The 20,027-nt window shown below is 61.9% G+C and carries 21 protein-coding genes; 9 read left to right on the top strand and 12 right to left on the bottom strand.

Annotation, left to right across the window (positions count from 1 at the left end; all coding sequences use genetic code 11):
• Positions 1-199: 199 nt before the first annotated feature.
• From ATY75_RS25680 to ATY75_RS25660, 5 genes are all read left to right on the top strand, one after another.
• Positions 200-1,300, top strand: a complete 1,101-nt coding sequence (locus ATY75_RS25680) for a branched-chain amino acid aminotransferase (RefSeq protein WP_088939712.1) — start codon at positions 200-202, stop codon at positions 1,298-1,300.
• Between the two features lie 142 nt (positions 1,301-1,442).
• Complete coding sequence (locus tag ATY75_RS25675) at positions 1,443-1,700, top strand: hypothetical protein (protein WP_190241429.1); 258 nt, start codon at positions 1,443-1,445, stop codon at positions 1,698-1,700.
• Positions 1,669-1,917 carry a transcriptional regulator gene (locus ATY75_RS25670; protein WP_088939711.1) on the top strand — a complete coding sequence of 83 codons (249 nt, stop codon included), beginning with the start codon at positions 1,669-1,671 and terminating at the stop codon, positions 1,915-1,917. Before ATY75_RS25675 ends, ATY75_RS25670 begins: the two co-directional genes overlap by 32 nt.
• Positions 1,904-2,236: a type II toxin-antitoxin system RelE/ParE family toxin gene (locus ATY75_RS25665; protein ID WP_088939710.1), complete on the top strand. Its 333-nt coding sequence runs from the start codon at positions 1,904-1,906 to the stop codon at positions 2,234-2,236. The genes ATY75_RS25670 and ATY75_RS25665 overlap by 14 nt, the downstream gene beginning before the upstream one ends.
• Entirely contained in the window at positions 2,226-2,813 is a 588-nt protein-coding gene (locus tag ATY75_RS25660; protein ID WP_088939709.1) for a class I SAM-dependent methyltransferase, read from the top strand. Before ATY75_RS25665 ends, ATY75_RS25660 begins: the two co-directional genes overlap by 11 nt.
• 37 nt (positions 2,814-2,850) lie before the next feature.
• Here ATY75_RS25660 and ATY75_RS25655 read toward each other — a convergent pair whose 3' ends face one another.
• From ATY75_RS25655 to ATY75_RS25645, 3 genes are read right to left on the bottom strand one after another with little or no spacing between them, the layout of a single operon-like run.
• Positions 2,851-3,687: a hypothetical protein gene (locus tag ATY75_RS25655; RefSeq protein WP_088939708.1), complete on the bottom strand. Its 837-nt coding sequence runs from the start codon at positions 3,685-3,687 to the stop codon at positions 2,851-2,853.
• 33 nt (positions 3,688-3,720) lie between these two features.
• Positions 3,721-4,740 (bottom strand): ketol-acid reductoisomerase, encoded by a 1,020-nt coding sequence (ilvC, locus tag ATY75_RS25650; protein WP_004668557.1) that lies wholly within the window; start codon positions 4,738-4,740, stop codon positions 3,721-3,723.
• Positions 4,741-4,790: 50 nt separating this feature from the next.
• A complete protein-coding gene (locus ATY75_RS25645; protein WP_190241422.1) occupies positions 4,791-5,456 on the bottom strand; it encodes a TetR/AcrR family transcriptional regulator C-terminal domain-containing protein in 666 nt (221 codons plus the stop codon).
• A gap of 170 nt (positions 5,457-5,626) precedes the next feature.
• On the opposite strand from ATY75_RS25645, the gene ATY75_RS25640 reads away from it, so the two are divergent.
• Complete coding sequence (locus tag ATY75_RS25640) at positions 5,627-6,085, top strand: hypothetical protein (protein ID WP_088939707.1); 459 nt, start codon at positions 5,627-5,629, stop codon at positions 6,083-6,085.
• A 27-nt stretch (positions 6,086-6,112) separates the two neighbouring features.
• On the opposite strand, the gene ATY75_RS25635 is transcribed toward ATY75_RS25640, so the two are convergent.
• The 6 genes from ATY75_RS25635 to ATY75_RS25610 form a co-directional block, all read right to left on the bottom strand.
• A complete protein-coding gene (locus ATY75_RS25635; protein WP_088939706.1) occupies positions 6,113-7,744 on the bottom strand; it encodes an FGGY-family carbohydrate kinase in 1,632 nt (543 codons plus the stop codon).
• Between the two features lie 150 nt (positions 7,745-7,894).
• Complete coding sequence (locus ATY75_RS25630) at positions 7,895-8,611, bottom strand: HAD-IA family hydrolase (RefSeq protein WP_088939705.1); 717 nt, start codon at positions 8,609-8,611, stop codon at positions 7,895-7,897.
• Between the two features lie 3 nt (positions 8,612-8,614).
• Positions 8,615-9,343 (bottom strand): glycerophosphodiester phosphodiesterase family protein, encoded by a 729-nt coding sequence (locus ATY75_RS25625; RefSeq protein WP_088939704.1) that lies wholly within the window; start codon positions 9,341-9,343, stop codon positions 8,615-8,617.
• Between the two features lie 27 nt (positions 9,344-9,370).
• Entirely contained in the window at positions 9,371-10,291 is a 921-nt protein-coding gene (locus ATY75_RS25620; RefSeq protein WP_088939703.1) for an ABC transporter permease subunit, read from the bottom strand.
• Between the two features lie 2 nt (positions 10,292-10,293).
• Complete coding sequence (locus tag ATY75_RS25615) at positions 10,294-11,259, bottom strand: ABC transporter permease subunit (RefSeq protein WP_190241427.1); 966 nt, start codon at positions 11,257-11,259, stop codon at positions 10,294-10,296.
• 13 nt (positions 11,260-11,272) lie between these two features.
• Positions 11,273-12,631, bottom strand: coding sequence for an extracellular solute-binding protein (locus ATY75_RS25610; protein WP_088939702.1), 1,359 nt, complete (start codon positions 12,629-12,631; stop codon positions 11,273-11,275).
• A gap of 150 nt (positions 12,632-12,781) precedes the next feature.
• Here ATY75_RS25610 and ATY75_RS25605 point away from each other — a divergent pair, with 150 nt between their 5' ends.
• Positions 12,782-13,816, top strand: coding sequence for a sn-glycerol-3-phosphate import ATP-binding protein UgpC (locus ATY75_RS25605; RefSeq protein ID WP_088939701.1), 1,035 nt, complete (start codon positions 12,782-12,784; stop codon positions 13,814-13,816).
• Positions 13,817-13,909: 93 nt separating this feature from the next.
• Positions 13,910-14,914: a sugar-binding transcriptional regulator gene (locus ATY75_RS25600; RefSeq protein WP_088939700.1), complete on the top strand. Its 1,005-nt coding sequence runs from the start codon at positions 13,910-13,912 to the stop codon at positions 14,912-14,914.
• On the opposite strand, the gene ATY75_RS25595 is transcribed toward ATY75_RS25600, so the two are convergent.
• From ATY75_RS25595 to ATY75_RS25585, 3 genes are all read right to left on the bottom strand, one after another.
• Positions 14,909-16,591: a hypothetical protein gene (locus ATY75_RS25595; RefSeq protein WP_088939699.1), complete on the bottom strand. Its 1,683-nt coding sequence runs from the start codon at positions 16,589-16,591 to the stop codon at positions 14,909-14,911. The genes ATY75_RS25600 and ATY75_RS25595 overlap by 6 nt on opposite strands.
• Positions 16,591-17,664 carry a glycosyltransferase family 2 protein gene (locus ATY75_RS25590; protein WP_088939698.1) on the bottom strand — a complete coding sequence of 358 codons (1,074 nt, stop codon included), beginning with the start codon at positions 17,662-17,664 and terminating at the stop codon, positions 16,591-16,593. Before ATY75_RS25590 ends, ATY75_RS25595 begins: the two co-directional genes overlap by 1 nt.
• Positions 17,665-17,764: 100 nt before the next feature.
• On the bottom strand, positions 17,765-18,673 hold the full coding sequence (locus ATY75_RS25585) for an AraC family transcriptional regulator (RefSeq protein WP_088939697.1): 909 nt from the start codon (positions 18,671-18,673) through the stop codon (positions 17,765-17,767).
• A 217-nt stretch (positions 18,674-18,890) separates the two neighbouring features.
• Here ATY75_RS25585 and ATY75_RS25580 point away from each other — a divergent pair, with 217 nt between their 5' ends.
• Positions 18,891-19,937, top strand: a complete 1,047-nt coding sequence (locus tag ATY75_RS25580) for an NAD(P)-dependent alcohol dehydrogenase (RefSeq protein ID WP_088939696.1) — start codon at positions 18,891-18,893, stop codon at positions 19,935-19,937.
• Positions 19,938-20,027 lie beyond the last annotated feature (90 nt).

Genomic DNA, 20,027 nt, shown 5'->3' with positions numbered 1-20,027 from the left:
GGATGTTCGGGATTTCACTTGAGGTAGACGCCATCCGATACCGAAGACGCTCGGTTGCGAATTTGCTGCTCGACGGCAGCCACAGCAAAGGATTATTCCTCTGATCAAAACCGAAACCGGCTGATTCAGACCTTTCCAAGACCAGCTCGGCGGCGGTAGTGTCGCCGCCACTAATCAATTTACTATCAAGGTGCCAGCAATGAGCGTGACGTCGGCCTCTCCTGAAATCAAAATCGAACTCCACAAGTCTCCCGTATCGGACGCCGATCGCATCCAGGCACTGGAGGCGCCCGGCTTCGGCAAGCTCTTCACAGATCATATGGTTCTGGCACGATGGACTGCCGAGAAGGGCTGGCACGATGCAAAGGTTACGCCCCGGCGGCCGCTGGAACTCGATCCTGCGAGCGCCGTGCTGCACTACGCTCAGGAAATCTTCGAGGGCATGAAAGCCTACAAGGCGGATGATGGCCGGATTCTGCTCTTTCGGCCTGAAGAGAACGCACGCCGCTTCGCGCAGTCGGCGACCCGCATGGCGATGCCTCCCGTGCCCGAAGAACTCTTCCTGAAGGCGGTCGAAGAACTGGTCCGCGTCGACAAGGCCTGGATACCCACAGGCGACGCCAGCCTCTACCTTCGCCCTTTCATGTTCGCCAACGAGGCGTTTCTCGGCGTTCGTCCGGCTCAGGAATATGTCTTCTGCATCATCGCTTCTCCGGTCGGCGCCTACTTCAAGGGTGGCGCGAAGGCAGTCTCCCTATGGGTCGAGACCGAATATACTCGTGCAGCCGCCGGCGGCACGGGTGCCGCAAAATGCGGCGGAAACTACGCAGCCAGCCTCGTGGCACAAGCCGAGGCGACGAAGAAGGGTTGTGATCAGGTCGTCTTTCTTGATGCCGCAGAGCATCGCTGGGTCGAAGAACTCGGCGGCATGAACGTCTTCTTCGTGATGAACGATGGATCGGTGGTGACCCCGCCCCTTGGTGGCACGATCCTGCCGGGCATCACCCGGGCCTCCGTGATTGTGCTCGCAGAAGAAAGAGGCTTGCGCGTCGAGCAGCGCCCCTACTCGTTCGCGGAATGGCAAGACGACGCTGCCAGCGGCAGGCTCGTCGAAGCCTTCGCTTGCGGCACTGCCGCAGTCCTGGCGGGCATCGGCCTGGTTCGACATGCCGGCGGCGAGTTTCTGGTCGGAGACGGACAGACCGGCAAGTTGACCAGCGAACTGCGCCAGCAACTCGTCAGTCTGCAGAAGGGCGTAACGAACGATGAGCATGGCTGGACACGCCTGATCCCGGCCTGAACTTCGGACATTCCACGTAAACGGCGGCGTCAACCAACAGGGTGGGCGCCGCTCTCCGTCGCCCGCAACGCCGTCGGGCCAGAGATATATTCCGGAGCAAGCCTATACCGCGATATGCATGGTGGTGCCTCCGACACGACGCTTGCCCACCGTGCCGCGGAGACAGCCCGCGCACCATGATGCGGATATTCTAACCTGCGACGCCGATTTCAAGGATTTCGAGAGGGTCCTCCATATCGATAAAAAGACTGACCTTGATGTGACCCAAGTGTTCGACGGCGGCGCATTACGCTTCTATCATAAAGCGGGAAATGGTAATCTGGCATCGGGGACGCCGAAACCGGCATGCACGGACGGCACTGAATTCAATGGCGAAAATGACGATCTCTCTTCCGGATGATCTGGCGGACTACGTCGCACGCCGTGTTGCAAGCGGCGGATATAGCGGTGCCGGCGCCTATCTGGCGGAACTCGTCCTGAAGGATCAGAACCACCGCAAGCTCGATGACGAAGAAGTACGCGAGATCCTGAGGCTGGCTGAGGAAAGCGGCATCAGCGACCGGCGCATTGCCGATATTCTGATGGAAACGAAGGCGAAGCTGCGTGACCACCTATAGGCTGACCCGAACCGCAGATGCCGTTTTGTCGGGCATCGACGAATATGCCAGCCTGCATTTCGGCGAGGCGCAGGCGGATGCCTATCTTCTCGATTGGGACAGGATTTTCGTGCTTCTTTCGCGCGTGCCCTCCATGGGAGACGAGTGCGACGAACTTGGCTCCGGCCTCCGCCGCCTCCTCCACATGCGCCACGTCGCCTTCTACCGCGAAATACCGGACGGCATCCTCGTCATCGACATCATCGGCGCCGACCGGCTTCCCGAAAGACATCTTCAATCCAAACGACGCTCCCCAACGGCCGACCCGCATGCCTCGTGACAGCACCTCCACCTTTTACGAAGAAAACGCCGAGACATACGCCAACCGGGCGCGCAGCCTGCCGAAGCAGCAGCTCGATGCCTTCCTCGCCGGTATAACACCGGGTGGCGCAATCCTCGAACTCGGCTGCGGTGGCGGCCAGGATAGCGCCTACATGCTGTCGCAAGGTTTCGATGTGACACCGACGGATGGCTCCGCCGAGCTTGCCAGACAGGCGGAAGCGCTGATCGGCAGGCCGGTGAAGGTCATGCGGTTCCAGGAGCTCGACACCGACAGCGCCTTCGACGGCGTCTGGGCGCATGCGAGCCTTCTCCATGTCCCGAGGCCCGAACTGCCCGATGTCTTCGCCCGCATCCGCCGGGCGCTGAAAATCGGCGGCCGCCTCCATGCAAGCTTCAAGGCGGGCGAAGCGGAAGGCCATGACGGCTTCGGGCGCTACTATAACTACCCCTCCGCCGAGTGGCTGTCGGAGCTTCTGACCAAAGACGGCTGGCGCAACCTCGCCATCGCCGAACACGACGGCGGCGGCTATGACGGCAAGCCGACACGGTGGATCACCGTGAATGCGGAGCGCTAAAGCGAGTCTCGGGCGACAATTCACCGTCGCCGCCGACTCAATCCTGTCGTCCCGTCGATTCAATACGAGAAGGCAAACGCCGCAACTCTGCGATTTCGTCGATCAGACGCTCGACGAGCCAGTGCCGTTGCGGTGGTATCGCATCAATCAAGCCGATGAACGCATTTTCAATGAAATCGCCCTTAAACCATTCAAGGAGGCGAAGGCGCTTCTCAGACGCGATATCATGCCAGTAGCCATTTGCCCTGTGGAGGCTTTTGAGATCTGCTCCGGCGAGTTGCAGGAAAGCGTTCGGCGTCGGCTGCTTTAGCCACAGATTAAGGCATGGCTGGAACTGAAGATCGAGCATCGCCATAGCCACGATCCAGTCCCAAGCCGATGCGCCGGAATCGGGATCCTGCAGCCTCTTATAGGCCCAGGCCGAATAGAAGAAGTTCGCGATGGCTGTCTGCTGGGCAATCGGCCATTGCTGCCAGTCACACAATAAAAGCTTGGAAGCGATGGTCGGCGGCTCGAAGCCAGGTGCGGAAGTATTGAAGAGAGCGCAGTGGAGAATACGTGGCAGAAAGTGCCTGAAGTCATCGACCGAGCCGACCGTCGTTATCGCACTTGCTGCATATGGGCCAAGCTCCGCCGCATTTAATTCCCGCAAAGGCGCCGATTTGAGCGCGGTGAGGATCTTCTCTGCGTCGCGCAACGGCGATGCGTCCAGCGAAGAGGGGAAAGGATATTCTAGGAATGCGGGATAGAGCGCCCCGAGGCTGTCTTCCAAATCCTGCCTTGCAGACCGCATAATCGCTTCAAACACATCAAATCCCAATATGGCGGCGTCGACAACGGAGCCAGCAATAACAAAAGAGGCCGGAGCTTTCACTCCGGCCTCTTGTGCTCAATTCATCGGAACCGCTTAGTTCACGGACTTGTCGACCAGCTTGTTCTTGCCGATCCAGGGCATCATGCCGCGCAGCTTGGCGCCGACTTCCTCGATCTGGTGGCTGTCGTTGTTGCGGCGGATGCCCTTGAAGCGGGCAGCACCGGAGCGGTATTCCTGCATCCATTCGGAGGTGAACTTGCCGGTCTGGATGTCCTTGAGGACGCGCTTCATCTCGGCCTTGGTTTCTTCGGTGATGATGCGCGGACCCGTGACGTATTCGCCCCACTCGGCCGTGTTGGAGATCGAGTAGTTCATGTTGGCGATGCCGCCTTCATAGATCAGGTCGACGATCAGCTTCACTTCGTGCAGGCACTCGAAGTAGGCCATTTCAGGCGCATAGCCAGCTTCGGTGAGCGTTTCGAAACCGGCGCGGATCAGCTCGACGAGACCGCCGCAGAGAACGACCTGTTCGCCGAAGAGGTCGGTTTCGCACTCTTCGCGGAAGTTGGTTTCGATGATGCCCGAACGGCCGCCGCCGACGCCGCAGGCGTAGGAGAGCGCGAGTTCAAGCGCATTGCCGGACGCATTCTGGTGAACGGCCACGAGGCAGGGAACGCCGCCGCCCTTTTGGTATTCGCCGCGAACGGTGTGGCCCGGGCCCTTCGGCGCGATCATGACGACGTCGACCGAAGCCTTCGGCTCGATCAAGCCGAAGTGAACGTTGAGGCCGTGAGCAAAGGCGATGGCTGCGCCGTCGCGGATGTTCGGCGCGATGTCGGCCTTGTAGATGTCGGCCTGCAGCTCGTCCGGCGTCGCCATCATCATCAGGTCGGCCCAGCCGGCAGCTTCGGCAACCGTCATGACCTTGAAGCCGTCGGCTTCGGCCTTCTTGACCGTGGGCGAACCGGCCTTGAGGGCGATGACGAGGTTCTGGGCGCCGCTGTCCTTGAGGTTCAGCGCATGGGCACGGCCCTGCGAACCGTAGCCGATGACGGCGACCTTCTTGGCCTTGATGAGGTTGAGATCGGCATCACGATCGTAATAGACGCGCATTTGAAGTTCCTTCCCTTGTGCTTGTCTTGTTGACTGTCATTAAGGCGAAATCAGCCGAGAACCGGCATTTCCGCCAATACCTTCTCCGTGCCGTAAAGCCGGAGGAAGGCGGTCACCGCCCTCTCCGCCTGGCGCGCGGTATCCTTGAGGCCGGGCTCTCCGAGCAGCATGCGCACATGCAGGTCGGAAACAACCAGGCCGTAAAGCGTGTGATAAGCTTCGTCGGCATCGGAAAACCGCAGCAGCCCTGCCCTCTTGCCGGCGTCGATCAACGCCATGGCGCGGCGGTCGATCTGCCGGCGGCCGCGTTCGAGCAGAAGCTTGCCGAGCTTGGAGCCGTCGCGGTTGGACTGGCCGATCGCCAGCCGGTTCAGCGCCAGCGAGACGTCGCCGGCCAGAACCTCCAGCAGATCGCGCGCGAAGATGACGACATGGTCATGCAGGCTTGCCGCCGTCAGCCGCTCGCCGTTGCGCTCGAAGGTGCGCACCTTGCTCGCCTGATAGGCGATCATCGCCGAGAGCAGCCCGTCGCGGTCGCCGAACCACTTGTAGAGGCTTTCCTTGGAGCAATTGGCGGCGCGCGCCACACCCGAGGTCGTCAGCGCCTTCTCGCCGCCATCGACGAGCAACCGCAGCGCCTGCTCCAGAACGGCGTTCTGGCGCGGCGAAAATTCGCTCGGCTCTGCAGTATCGACAGACAAGAACAGGGCTCCCATGTACGTACCGTACGGTACGGTTCGCGAGCTTTATGCGGCAAACCGATCGAGCCGTCAAGCGGGCTCGGCAGATTTTTATACGGGAAAGCCCGGCACCGCACCAGAATTGGATAGGCGGAGACGCTGCGGGAACTGCATAATGTTGCGGAACCCTATTTGCCGGAGCCTCTATGTCGCGCCTTTCTGCTGCCCTTCTCCTGGCCGGAGCGATGCTCCTCGCCGCGACGCCCTTCACCGGTCGCGCCGCCGCGCAGTCCGACAACGAGGTCTATAATCGCATCGAAGAGCTGCACGGCGATGCCGCGGGCTTCGACCGGCCGCTGCGCCAGCTCGTGCTTGCGATGCGCTCCGGCGATGCCGAGACCGTCGCCGGCCTTGCCGAATATCCGCTAACCGTCAAGGCCAATGGCGAGACCTATGATGTCGAGAACGCCGACGATTTCATCGAGAATTTCGATGATCTGGTGACGTCGGAGACCCGCCGCGCCGTCGGCCATCAGCAATATCAGGACCTCTTCGTCAACAGCGACGGCGTCATGCTCGCCAACGGCGCCGTCTGGATGGGCGCGGTCTGCGACGGCAACGCCTGCGAGGAGAGCCATTGGGCGATCATCGCCATCAATAATTAGCCCCGAAGCGTTTGTCGTGCAGCGATGTCAGGCATCGCTGCGAAGCTTGCGCGCGAGCGCCTGAAGCTCCTTGAAGGCTTCGTAGCGTTTGCCGTGGAGATCCGAAATCTCACCCTCAGATGGCTGAAAGCGTGTTTCCACCCTGGTGAGTTCGCTCATCGCCGCGCGCACATCGGCAAATTGGCGGCCGGCGACGGCGCCGAGGATGGCCGCCCCGAGCAGCACCGGCTCTTCGGCCTTCGTGGCGACCACCGGCTTGCCGCTCGCATCGGCGAGCACCTGGCGCACGAAATCGTGCTGGCCGGCGCCGCCGCTGATGACGATATTCTCGACGGTGACGCCCGCCCCGGCCTGCGTTTCGATGATCTGCCGGAGGCCGTAGCCGATGCCGCAAAGCCCAGCGATATAAAGGCAGACCAGGCTGTCGACATCCCGCTCCATGCCGAGACCGGCAATAACAGCCCGGGCATGCGGATCGGCAAAGGGCGCGCGGTTGCCGAGGAATTCGGGAACGACATGCAGCCCCGCCGCCAGCCTGACGGCATCGGAAGCACGGCCCGCCTTGGCGGCGGCCATGTCGGCAAGCAGGACCGGCAGGGCAACGCCCGAACTCTTCGCAAGCTCCCTCGCCTCGCCGGCTGCCGGATGAAAGGAGAGGAGGTGATCGATGGCGGCGCCGGCAGCACTCTGGCCGCCCTCGTTCAGCCATAGGCCCGGCACCATCGCCGAATAATAAGGCCCCCAGACGCCGGGAACGAAAGACGGTTCTGCCGTCGAGGTCATCGTGCAGGAGGAGGTCCCGAAGACATAGGCAAGATTGGCCTGCGGATCGGCGCCGACGGTACCGACGCCGCCGGCATGGGCATCGATCAGCCCGGCCGCGACGGCCGTGCCCGGCACCAGGCCGAGCTCTTCCGCCGCTGCAGCGGTCAGTCCCTCGCCGAGCGCCGAACCGGGCTCGACGATCGCCGTGCCGATGCGGGCAAAACCTTCGTCTGCCAGCACGCCGAGCCCGATCTGATGGAAATAGCTGCTGTCCCAGCGCTTCTCATGGGCGAGATAGGTCCACTTGCAGGTGACGGTGCAGGTCGAGCGCGAGAGGTCGCCAGTTGCCCGCCAGGTCAGGAAATCCGCAAGGTCAAAGAACTGCCAGGCCGCATCGAACACCTGGGGGCGGTTTTCCCTGAGCCAGAGAAGCTTGGGCGTTTCCATCTCGGGCGAGATGCGGCCGCCGACATAGCGCAGCACGTCATGCCCGAAGGCGTTGATACGCTCCGCCTGCGGGACGGCGCGGTGGTCCATCCACACGATGATGTCCCGGTCCGGATCTTCCGAAGGCCCCACGGGCAGCGGCTTGCCGCCTTCGCCGAGGACGACGAGCGAGCAGGTGGCGTCGAAACCGAGCCCGACCACAGAGGCCGGATCGACCCCGGCGGCAGCTACCGCCTCCCGCACGGCCGCGCACACGGCGCGCCAGATTTCGCTGCTCGATTGCTCGACGATGGAACCGGCTTCACGAAACAGGCTGATATTCCGCTTGGCGGAGGCCAGCATGCTGCCGGCCATATCGAACAGGCCGGCCCGGGCGCTGCCGGTGCCAACATCGACGCCGATGACATATTGGGCATCCGCTTCCGGAGTGTGGAATGTATCGCTCATGGTCTCTCGCTTCAGATCGCCTGTAGTCGGGTTGACGGCAGTTTTCAGCCGGATTTCAAACTCTGTGTCTGGAAAGATCGCCTCCAGGGAGGCTGACATTACGCAGTCGCGGCGCCATGACAAGGAGGCCAACATGCTGGGAAGACGCCGTCACAGTCTTCCTCCGACATTTTCAAGAATGGCGGTAAGTTCCCCCGCCCCTGTCGCGACGGCGGCGGCTCCGGCGGCATCGAGCACCGCGCGGCGGCCGGGCCTCGGATCGGCCGGATCGACGAATCCGATGGCCGTCATGCCCGCGGCAATTGCCGACGCCACGCCGTGGACGCTGTCATCGATCATGACGCATTTGCCCGGACGGGCCCGGAAGCGCTCGGCGCAATGCAGCAGCAAATCCGGCGCCGGCTTCGGCCGCGAGACGGCTTCGGCGCTGAACACATCCTCGCCGAAGGCGCGCCAGAGATCGAGCTTGCCCAGGCTGTTGCGCAGCCGCCGCATTGTGCTGTTCGAGGCGACGCATTTCGGACGGTCGAGGCCGTTGACGACCTCGGCAATGCCGGCAATCGGCGTCAGGGAACGGGCGAATTCGTCGAACAGATGAAGATGCCACCTCTCGAACAGCGCGGTGACATCACTGATCCCGTATTCGCGCCGGCACATCTCGGCAATGATGCTTTCCGAGTTGCCGGTGAATTTGAAATGGGCTTCCGCCGCGCTGATGGCAATGCCGGCGCCTTGCAGCGTGTCCGCAAGCGTACGGCTGGCGATCGGCTCGCTGTCGATCAGCACACCGTCGCAATCGAATATCACGAGGTCGATGCTGTCCATGGCGCCTGGCATGTTGGGATGATCGATGCGGCTATCGAGCATGCCTCACCTCCGTGCCTGCAGGGCGAGATCCGGCCGGTCCGTGGTGATTTGCCGGATCGGTTTGGAGAGCCAATATTCGAGATCGCGCGTTTCGTTCGGAACCCAGGCCCCGAGCCGGTCGACCGGCACGAGCCGGGTGATCTCGTCCCACTTCGCCTCCAGCAGCGATTTTTCCACGGCGATGATGTCCGAATATTGCTTCATCAGGTTGAGGCCGCTCGCAAGGCCGAGGCGCTCGGCCGACTTGGCGTCGAAGGACGACAATGTGCGAACTCCCGGAGCGGCGTTGCGAATATCGGCAAGCACGTCGGGATGAAAGCTCGTCAGGATTGAGCGCTCCACAAGACCAAGCCGCTCGACGGCGGCAAATGCCTTGGCCGCCAGCCCCTCGTAAGGCGTCCCATCGGCATGGTTCTTCAATTCGATATGCAGCTCAAGCGGCCTGTCCTTGAAGACAGCAAGGACCTCTTCCAGGGGCGGGATCGTCTCCGCGTCGCTGTCCTTGAGGCGGATTTCCCGATGTTTTCCGGGGCCTAGGTCGGCAACCGGCCCGCGCCCATCCGTGGTGCGCTCCAGCGTCGGGTCGTGGATGACGAGCATTTCGCCAGACCGCGTCAGGTGGATGTCGAATTCCACGCCCTCGACCGGCATTCGCGCAAGGTTGCGGAAGCCCGAAAGACTGTTTTCAGGCCAGAGATTGCGGCCACCGCGGTGGCCGATGATATGCACCATCGTCTGAATATCCTTGAGATCTTCGTGTTACTTTCCGGAGTCCACCAGCCCCTTGGTGAACCAGCGTTGCATGAAGAGGATGACGGCCGCAGGCGGCAGCATGACGAGCAGCGCAGCGCTCATCGCAATGTTCCAGGCAGGCGCGGAGTCCGAGACCGGAACGAGCTGCTTCAGCCCGAGGACCGCCGTTCCCATGTCCTTGTCGGTGGTGAAGAGCAGCGGCCACAAATACTGGTTCCAGCCGTAGAGAAACAGGATGATCGACAGTGCCGCGATATTGGCACTCGACAGCGGCAGCAGGATATCCTTGAAGAATTTCAGCGGACCGGCGCCATCGAGCTTGGCCGCCTCGCAAAGCTCGTCGGGAACGGTGAGGAAGAACTGCCGGAACAAGAAGGTTGCCGAGGCCGAGGCGATCAGCGGCAGGATCAGGCCGCTATAGCTGTTGACCATGTTCCACTTCAACGACGCTTCGATGCTATATCCCGTCAGCCGCTCGACGATACCGGAAAGGCCGATCGTCCCGGCCAGCCAGCGAAGCGGCCCGGCGGCATCGGCGACCGCTTCATAGGTCGGGATGATGCGGACCTCGACCGGAAGCATCAGCGACACGAAGATCAGCCAGAACGCCGTCATGCGAAATGGGAAGCGGAAATAGGTGACGCCGAAAGCAGCGATCAGCGAGATCGCCAGCTTGCCGACGACGATGCCGGCGGTGACGATGATCGAATTCAGGAACAGTCGGGAAAACTCGCCCTGCTGCCAGGCGGCGGCCAGGTTTTCGAAGAAATGCGAGCCCGGCAGGACCGGGAACGGCGCCTGCTGTACCTCCTGCAAGGTGAGCGAGCCGGCGACGAAGGCGAAGTAGAGCGGCAGGCAGACGAAGACCGCGCCGATGAGCAGCACCGCGTGGCAGAAGATCGATAGACCGAGATGGCGTTCGGGCATGACTACACCTGGTAATTGACCTTGCGCTCGAGCGCACGGAATTGGACGATGGTGAACAGGATGGCGATGAGCATCAAAAGCACCGACTGGGCGGCCGACGAGCCGAGGTCGAGCTGCACGAAACCATCCTGATAGACCTTGTAGACCAGGCTGTTCGTCGCCCCCGCCGGACCGCCGCGGGTGACCGCGTCGATGATGCCGAAGGTTTCAAACAGTCCGTAGACGAAGTTCATCACCACGAGGAAGAAGATCGTCGGCGAGATCAGTGGTAGCGAGATGGTGAAGAAGCGCCGCACGGGCCTTGCGCCGTCGAGCTTTGCGGCCTCGAGGAGAGATACAGGCACAGCCAGCAATGCGGCGACAAGAAATATGTAGTCGTAGCAGACATTCTTCCAGACCGAGGCGATGGTGACCAGCAGTTGCGCATCGAGCGGACGCCGGTTCGGATCCCATTCGAGACCGAGCCCATGCAGGAATTGCGCAATCGGCCCAACCGCAGGATTGAACAGGAAGGCGCAGATCACCCCTGAAATGACCGGTGCGATCGCATAAGGCAGCAGGATGATGCTCTTATAGATCCCCCTGCCCCTGATCACGAAATCGGTCGCGAAGGCAAACAGGCCGGCAAGCAGAAGCGTTGCTGCATTCTGCGCGACGGCGAACCACAGCGTGAACAGCGCGCTGCCGCGATACTCCGGACTGGCGAACAGATTGTAGAAATTCTCCAACCCGACGAAAATCTGCGTGCCGCCGAAAGGATCGACCTGAACGAAGGCCAGCGACAGCGCCTTGTAGGACGGGATGAAAAAGAAGAACAGGAGGATCAGCAGCTGCGGTGCGACCAGGCCGAAGGCGAGCCAAGGCTTGTTGAAATGAGCCGACTTCAACCCGGCCTCAGAGGGCTGCGCGCTCCTCCGGCCTGTCCACGGAAGATCCGGGATGCGAAGGCGCCTGGCGGCGCCCTCCATCTTTCCGAAGGTCCTACTTTGCTGCATGAAGCTGCTCATACTGGCGAAGGATCTGGTTTCCGCGAGCCGCCGCCGCGTCCAGCGCCTGCTGCGGTGTCTTCTGGCCGGTCCAGACACCCTGGATCTCTTCCACCAAAAGCGCCATCGACTGGTTATGGTTGCCGAAGCGGAAGCCGCGCGAATTGTCGGTCGGCGTGCCACGCGTGAGCTGGAGAATGGCGATTTCGCGGGTCGGGTGATCCTTGAAATAGCCTTCGGACTTGGCCTGCTCATAGGCGGCGTTGGTCACAGGCACATAGCCGGTCTGCTTGCTCCACCAGACCTGCGTCTTCGGTGAGGCGATGAAGTTGAGAAAGGCGGCAGCACCGGCATATTCCTCCTCCGACTTGCCTTTCAATACCCAGAGCGCGCCGCCGCCGATGGTGCTGTTCTTGGGCTCAATGCCCTCCTCATGCGGCAGGAACGTTGCGCTCCAATTGAATTTTGCGCCGCTCTCGACGGCAGCATGCGCCGCGGTGGAGGCCACATAGGTCGAGCAGGTGCCAGACGTGAACAACTGGTCGGGCGAGAGGCCCTGGCCGGCGATCTGCAGGATGCCGGCGTCGAGCCACGTCTTCAGGCGCGTCACCTGACCGACGACCAGCGGGCTCTTGTTGAAGATGAACTCGGTATCGAGGCCGCCGAAACCGTTCGCCTTGGTGCCGTAAGGCTGATCCTGGATTGCCGCGTAGTTTTCGATCAGGCTCCAGTAGAAGTCGTTCGCCAGCGCCATCTGGCACTTCGAAACGCCCTTCTCCTTGATGGCGCTGAGCTGCTTGTCGAGCTCCTGCCAGGTCTCGCCCGGCTTGTCGAAACCGGATGCCTTGAACTGATCGGCATTGTACCAGAAGATCGGCGTCGAGCTGTTGAAGGGCATCGCCGCCGGCTTGCCGTCGACGAGATAGAAGCCGGCCACCGGGGCAAGGAAATCGTTCCAGTCGATCTTGTAGCCTTCCTTTTCCATAAGCTCCGGCACCGGAATGACGGCGCCGGAATTGTACATGGTCAGGAAGCCCCGCTCGGCCGCCTGGATCAGCACCGGCTGCTGGTGAACACGGTAGGCGGCCACCATCGCCGCCATGGTTTCCTCATAATTGCCTTTGCCGATGCCGACGACCTCGTATTTGTCCTGCGAGGCGTTGAAGTCGGCAATCAGCTTGTTGGTGATCTCGGCGAGGCGCCCGCCGGCCGCGTTCCACCATTCGACCTTGACGCGATCGGCCGCGCTGGCGTCACCCGCTGCTGCAAATCCGAGCGTCGCCAGTGCTGCACCCGCCGCGAACGAGCGGATCGTCCGCCGCAAACGGGCGCCCATCGAAGACTTTGCCGTCATTTCGTTTTCCTCTCCATAGCCGTTGTTCGCCGACCGGCGCGTTAGCCCCGATCAACCCCTCCCAGAGTGGCGATAAAACAAGGTTGGGGTTACTTGTTACAAATGTCAATAGCGTGTTACAAATGCATGACGACGGCGAAGGAGGATGCCATGGCAGCGATCGAACTCATCGATTTGAAGAAGAATTACGGCGCGGTTCCCGCAGTGAAAGGGATCAATCTCAGCGTCGCCGACGGCGAAATGATCGTGCTGGTCGGGCCTTCGGGATGCGGGAAGTCGACCTTGCTGCGGATGATTGCCGGCCTTGAAGCCATAAGCTCCGGGCATTTGAGAATCGCTGGAAACGACGTCGGCCATGTCGATCCGGCCGATCGCAACATCGCCATGGTTTTCCAGAACTACGCGCTCTATCCCCACATGACCGTCCGGCAAAACCTCGAATACGGGCTCAAGAACCGCCGCGTGCCGCGCGGCGAGATCGACCGGCGGATCACCAACGCCGCCGGCATTCTGGAGATCGGCGAGTTCCTCGAGCGGCGCCCTCGCCAGCTTTCCGGCGGCCAGCGCCAGCGCGTCGCCATGGGCCGCGCCATCGTCCGCGATCCCGCCGCCTTCCTGTTCGACGAGCCTCTGTCCAATCTCGATGCGAAGCTTCGCGTGCAGATGCGCGTCGAAATCCGTAGGCTTCAGCGGCAGCTGAAGACGACGAGCCTCTACGTCACGCACGACCAGCTCGAGGCCATGACGCTGGCCGACCGGCTGGTCGTCATGAATGGCGGCCGGATCGAGCAGATCGGGACGCCGATCGAGGTCTATCGCCGCCCCGATACCATCTTCGTTGCCGGCTTCATCGGTTCGCCGCCAATGAATCTGATCGATCTCGATGAGCTCGCCCCCTGTGACCTCGCGCTTCCCCGAGACACGGATCTCATCGGCATCAGGCCGGGTGCGATCAATCTCGGAGATGGATCGGCGCATGATCTCCGGTTCGACGCTCATGTCGAGTTGATCGAGACCGTCGGTGACGAGAACAACGTGCATCTGCGCATCGACGGCAGCGATAAGCGCATCGTCGCGAGCGTCCCTACCGATCGACATATGCAGGAAGGCGATCGCACTTCGTGCCATGTACGAAGGGACGGTTTGCATCCCTTCAACAGGACGACAGGGCGGCGAACCGATTGAGGGGAGTGAAGCAGATGACGGCTGGCGCTTGCAATTGACAAGCGTCAGGGATTTGAGATCCATGGCCATCGAATTGGAGGCGCAGATTATTGCATGTCACAGAACAGAGGTGCTTCTTTCCAGCCCACCGCGCTCCCCGACGAGCAATTGCAGGTGCGTGTGGTCTGGCTTTATTACATGGAGGGACGCACCCAGGGTGAGATTGCAGAAGCGCTTTCGACCAACCGGCTTCGCGTCAACAAGATCATCGCCGAGGCGCGCCGATCCGGCCTGGTGACGATCACCCTCAATTCCCGGCTGACATCCTGCGTCGCCCTGGAACAGCAGTTGGCGGCGGAATTCAACCTCAATCGGGCGATCATCGTGCCGACGCCGGAAGATGCGGAACTCATTCCCGTGCTGCTCGGCCAGGCCGCCGCCGATTATCTCGTGCAATTGCTGAACGGTGGCAACATTCGCGGCGTCGGCGTCGGTTGGGGCGCGACGTTGCGCGAGATGGTGCGTCACATGCCGTCACTCCGGCGCCCTGATCTCTGCGTCAATTCGGTCATGGGCGGGCTGACGCACGGCATCGAGATCAATACGTTCGACATTGCGAGCGATCTCGCCCGCCAGCTCAACGCGGAATGCGCCTATCTCGCAGCGCCGATCTATGCCGGCAGCCCGGAGTCGCGCGCCGCGATCATCAAGCAGGACGTTTTTGAAACCGCCTTTCGGCAGATCGAGGCCAATGACGTCATCGTGCTCAGCATTGGCGACATGACCGAACGCTCGCTGCTGATGCGCTACGGTCTGCCGAGCAGCATCGATATCGAGGAACTGGTCACAGCCGGCGCCTGCGGCGATGTTCTCGGCCAGTTCGTCGACAAGACAGGGCGGCCGATCGAACACGCGATCAACAGATGCGCGATCGCTCCCGAACTCGAAGCCCTGCGCGCCATTCCGAACGTCGTCTTCGCCTCTGGCGGCCTGAACAAGGCGCAGGCTATCGCCGCCGTGCTGCTGTCAGGCCTGGGCAACGTGCTGATCTGCGATGAAGAGACGGCCCGGCAAGCCCGACAGCTTGCGCTAAATCTCCAGGCAGCTGGCGATTCATAGAGCGGCCGCGCAACCGGCAGGCACCGAAGTGGGCTCCGCCGGCACCGCTTTGTCGATCGCGTAGAGCTTGGCGAAACCGGCATCCTCGACTAGCGTCAGACCGGCCGGCATCAAGGCCCCGACATAGCGGTCGGGAGCATCCGCGTTGACCACGAGGATGAAATCGAAACGTCCCCGCCAGTCCGACAGATAGGGTGTGAAGTTTTCATAGGCCTGCATCATTGCCGGGCACAAAAGCACGCCGATCGACAACAGATTGCCTTCGGGGACCGCGATCTCAGACCATGGCGCCAGAACCGATAGCGGCTGCTTGCCTTTCGCGGTGAAGAGCGTCGGCACGAACGCATGCGCGAAGGGCGTGGCAAGCGTCGGCAGGTGCCAGAAGGTCTCCTCTCTCAGGAAAAAATACCGGCTGGAGTGCGCAAGGCCGCTCACCGTCTTGGGATCATGCTCCAGAGGCAGAACGGCCGCGCCGACCGGCACCTTTTTGAGTACCGTCTCGACGGCAGCAACGTCCTTTTGTGCAAGCCACCAGTTCCAACCGATCCAGCCCGTCCGGCCGAAAACCGCGAGATTGACGACGAGCGCCAGCAACAGCGCCTGGCGGCGCGTCAGATTGGCGAAGGGACATACCATCGCCATGGCGACGAGCGCCGTCATGATCGGAAAGCGCCAACTGATCCATCCGGTTCCGAGCATGTGGCGAGGCGAAACACAAGAGAGCAACAGCAGTCCGCTGGCGGCCACGGCAAGCCCCGCATGCACGCGGATATCGCCCGCGCGTGAGGCACGTGTGCAGATGAGGATAAACGGTAGAACCATCACCACGTCTACCACCGGGATGTATGTGGTGATGGCGGAGAGCAAATTGATGACAATCAGAACGACGCCGTCGTTCCACGCAAGGGCAAGGCCGTTGCCACCGGCATTGGGCAAAGCTGGCGCACGGAGATAGAGTGCCAGCAGCGGCAGGACGCAGGCACCCAGCGCCAGCGTCACCCGGCTGGCGAGCCTCATCAGCCCTGTCTTCGATCGCAGGACGTCGAAACGCCAGGAAAATTCGAGGCCGCAGACAACAGCCATATAGAAGCCGAGCGAGAAGATATGCATCACCGTCAGCATCAGCGCGGCGGCAAGCCGCCAGGCAAAAAGCAGAGCGAAACTTCCGCGCTGCAGCCGCAGGTCGACGCAGCCGAAGACCAAGGCCATGCCGAGGCCGATCTGGAAATTGATGAAGCCGCCGATCATGGTGGCGCACCAGCCAAGCGACAGCATGGCGATCTGCCAATAGTGGCGGCCGCCGAAAAGCGCCCGGTGCAGGCTGATCGCGCCAAGCGACGGCAGCACGATCGCCAGGAAAAGCAACGTCCGTGCCAGCCTATCGGCGCCGACAATAGGTCCCAGCCAGATGGCGAGAAGATCGATGCCGACGTTGGTGAAGGTGCGGCTCCAATCGATCGCGTAGATCTCCGGAAACGGCTGCTCGCTGATCCCGCCGGAAAGGAGCCAGATGCGGGCATAATGATTGGCGTAGTCGAGCACCGGCGGGAAGGGAAAGAGCACGACCAGGATCGCAACAAACCCGACGAAAACGACGATCGCAACGGTAGAATCCTGTCGGGTGATCAATTCCCCAGGCTCGGCCGTGGCAAGACGAGACTCCGCAATCCGGTCCATCAGCCGATCCGACTGTTCTTTTGCAAGCTGCTCTTCTGCTGCGCAGGCGGCTCACCGGCTACGAAGGCCGCATCCAGCGCGGCGCGCTTGTCGCCGGCGCTCATTTCCGAAAAAGCCGTCGGCAGCTCGGCATGTTCGCCTCCGCGCAGGATGGTCTCGATCATGAACATCGGCCGCCTCTTGCTCTCCTGCACCAGACGGCCGAGATATTCGCCGATGATGCCGATGCAGATCAGCTGGATGGCGCTGAAGGCGCTGACGGTAGCCATGATCGACGACCAGCCGGTGACCGTCTCGTCCTGCAGCCAGCGCACGAAGGTATAGACGAGCAGCGCCATCGCGACGCCGGCGCTGATCATGCCGAGCCATGTGGCGATGCGCAGCGGCGTCGTCGAAAAGCTGGTGATCGCATCGAGCGCGAAATTGATCATCTTGCGCAGCGGATATTTCGTCGTGCCGGCAAAGCGGGCGTCGCGCTCGTAGGGCAGCGCCACCTGCCTGCCGCCGATCCAGCTGACCATGCCGCGAATAAAGCGATCGCGCTCCGGCATCGCCAGCAGAATATCGACGACGCGCCGGCGCATCAGCCGGAAATCGCCGGTATCGCGCGGGATGGTCACGGAAGCGAGCCTGGAGAGAGCACGATAGAAAAGCGAGGCGGAGGCGAGCTTGAACCAGGTTTCGCCTTCGCGGCGCGTGCGCTGGCCGTAAACGACATCGGCGCCGCGCTCCATGATCGGCATCATCATCAAAAGCAGCTCGGGCGGATCCTGAAGATCGGCGTCGATCAAAAGAACACGCTCGCCGCGCGCGGCGGAAAGACCGGCCGTTGACGCCAACTGGTGGCCGTGATTGCGCAACAGACGCACGCCGAGGACCTGCGGCACTTTTTCGGCCAGTTCCGAAATGATCTCCCAGGTGCCGTCGGACGAGCCGTCGTCGACGAGAATGAGTTCGAAGGCGTCGCCTGCGACGCTCTGCGCGGCCGCGCCAGCGCGGCGGCAAAATTCGCGCAGGCCCTCTTCCTCGTTGTGGCAAGGCGCGACGATGGAAAGAGATGGTGCTTGAGTCATGCGGCGCAGACTAGCCACGAAACGTCAAACATCCTTTAATGACAGGATGTCGATCGCGCCGAGCGCCCGCGGCGCTTCGTCCCGCCAAACCCGCGGAGCCCTATTCCGCCGCCATGACCTCGCGTGCGCCGTCGACGTCGCGAGCCGGTGAAGCGCCGTAGAGGCGGCTGTATTCGCGGCTGAACTGCGACGGACTTTGATAGCCGACGCGGTGGCCCGCCGTGCCGGCATCGAGCCGCTCGACGAACATCAGCCGGCGCGCTTCATGCAGGCGGAGCTGTTTCTGATACTGCACCGGCGTCATCGCCGTGACTGATTTGAAGTGGTGATGGAAGGACGAGACGCTCATGTTGACGCGGTCGGCCAGTTCTTCGATGCGCAGCGGCCGGGCGAAATTCTCCTTCAGCCAGGCGACGGCGCGGGCGATCCTGTTGCTGTGGCTGTCTGATGTGGCGATGTTGATCAGACGGGCGCCATGCGGGCCGGTCAGCACCCGGTAGAGAATTTCCTGCTCGATCAGCGGCGCCATAGCGGGAATGTCGCCTGGACGATCGAGCAAGCGCAGCAGGCGGACGGCAGCATCCATCAGCTCCGGCGGCGCGACGTTCACCACCATGCCGCGCTGCCCGTCGGTATGAGCGGCCGGGCGGGGAATATCGATGCGGCTGAGCAGCTCCAATAGCTTTTCGGAATCGATCGCCAGCCCCAGGCAGAGATGCGGAAGCTCGGGGCTTGCCTCCGTGACGCGCCAGGCGACCGGCAGGTCGAGCGAGGTGAGCAGATAGTCCCCCGTCCCGTAGCTGATCTGTTCCGTGCCGAGCTGCAGGCTCTTGGCTCCCTGCAGCACGAAGGCAAAACAGGGCCGGTAGCTGCTATGTAAGGGATCGCTGGGCCTGGAGCGGCGGCTGACGTGAAGATTGCCGATGGCAGTGGAAAACTCACCGTCGCGAGGCGCAAAGCGCATCGCGATATCGACGATCTCCTGATAGGGGCTGAAGGGCAAAGTCATGCGGCAACTCTCTCTGTCAGGTGTCTGACTGTCAGCTGTCTGGCGCGGGCGATACCGCCCTTATCTAGAGTGTCTTTGCCATTTCGCAAACAGGCCGGCGTCTGACTTTTGCAGGATTGTGCAAGAAGCTGAGAGGATCGCTCTAACGCCCTTGCCAACATCCGGGCAATAGTCCGCCATCCCGCTCGACCCCTCCCAACCCCAAAGGAAGCTTCAGATGGCTATCGCAAAAGGCTATGCCGCAACCGACGCGTCGCAACCGCTGACCCCCTTTACCTTCGAACGTCGCGAGCCCAACGATGACGACGTCGTCATCGCGGTTCAATATTGCGGCGTCTGCCATTCCGACATTCACCAGGCCCGCAATGAATGGGGCAACTCCATATTCCCGATGGTGCCGGGCCACGAGGTTGCCGGCGTCGTTTCTGCCGTCGGCTCCAAGGTCACGAAATTCAAGGTCGGCGACCGCGTCGGCGTCGGCTGCTTCGTCGATTCCTGCGTCGGCTGCGCCGCGCGTGACCTGGATTACGAACACTACCTGCCCGGCCTCGTCCCGACCTATAACGGCTACGAAGCCGATGGCACGACCCCGACCTTCGGCGGTTATTCCGACTCGATCGTCGTCAAGGAAGGCTATGTGCTGCGCTTCCCCGACAATATTCCGCTCGATTCCGGCGCCCCGCTGCTTTGCGCCGGCATCACGCTCTATTCGCCGCTCGCGCACTGGAAAGCCGGTCCCGGCAAGAAGATCGCGATCGTCGGCATGGGCGGTCTCGGCCATATGGGCGTGAAGATCGGTGCTGCCATGGGGGCCGACATCACCGTGCTTTCCCAATCGCTGTCGAAGAAGGAAGACGGCCTCAAGCTCGGCGCCAAGGACTATTATGCAACGAGCGACGCCGAGACTTTCACCAAACTCGCCGGCACCTTCGACCTGATCATCAACACGGTCGGCGCGGCAATCGATTGGAACGCCTATCTCAACCTGTTGAAGTCTGACGGCACCATGGTTCTGGTCGGCGTTCCCGAGCACCCGGTTCCGGTCCACGCCTTCTCCGTTATCGGCGGGCGCAAGAGCCTTGCTGGCTCAATGATCGGCTCGATCAAGGAGACCCAGGAAATGCTCGACTTCTGCGGCAAACACAACATCGTCTCGGAGATCGAGAAGATCGACATCCAGAATATCAACGAAGCCTACGAGCGAGTCGTCAAGAGCGACGTCCGCTACCGCTTCGTCATCGATATCGCCTCGCTGGCGGCTTGAGGACATCAGAGGCGGCTCCTTCGGGGGCCGCTTTTTTATTGATGGGCCGGCATCCGCCATTCGTCCCCATGCTGAGGTGGGTAGCCCTTA

This window comes from Rhizobium sp. N122, assembly GCF_002211295.1.
Taxonomy (GTDB): Bacteria; Pseudomonadota; Alphaproteobacteria; order Rhizobiales; family Rhizobiaceae; genus Rhizobium.
Note: the sequence above shows the minus strand (reverse complement) of the source record. Positions and strands in the feature narration are given on the sequence as shown.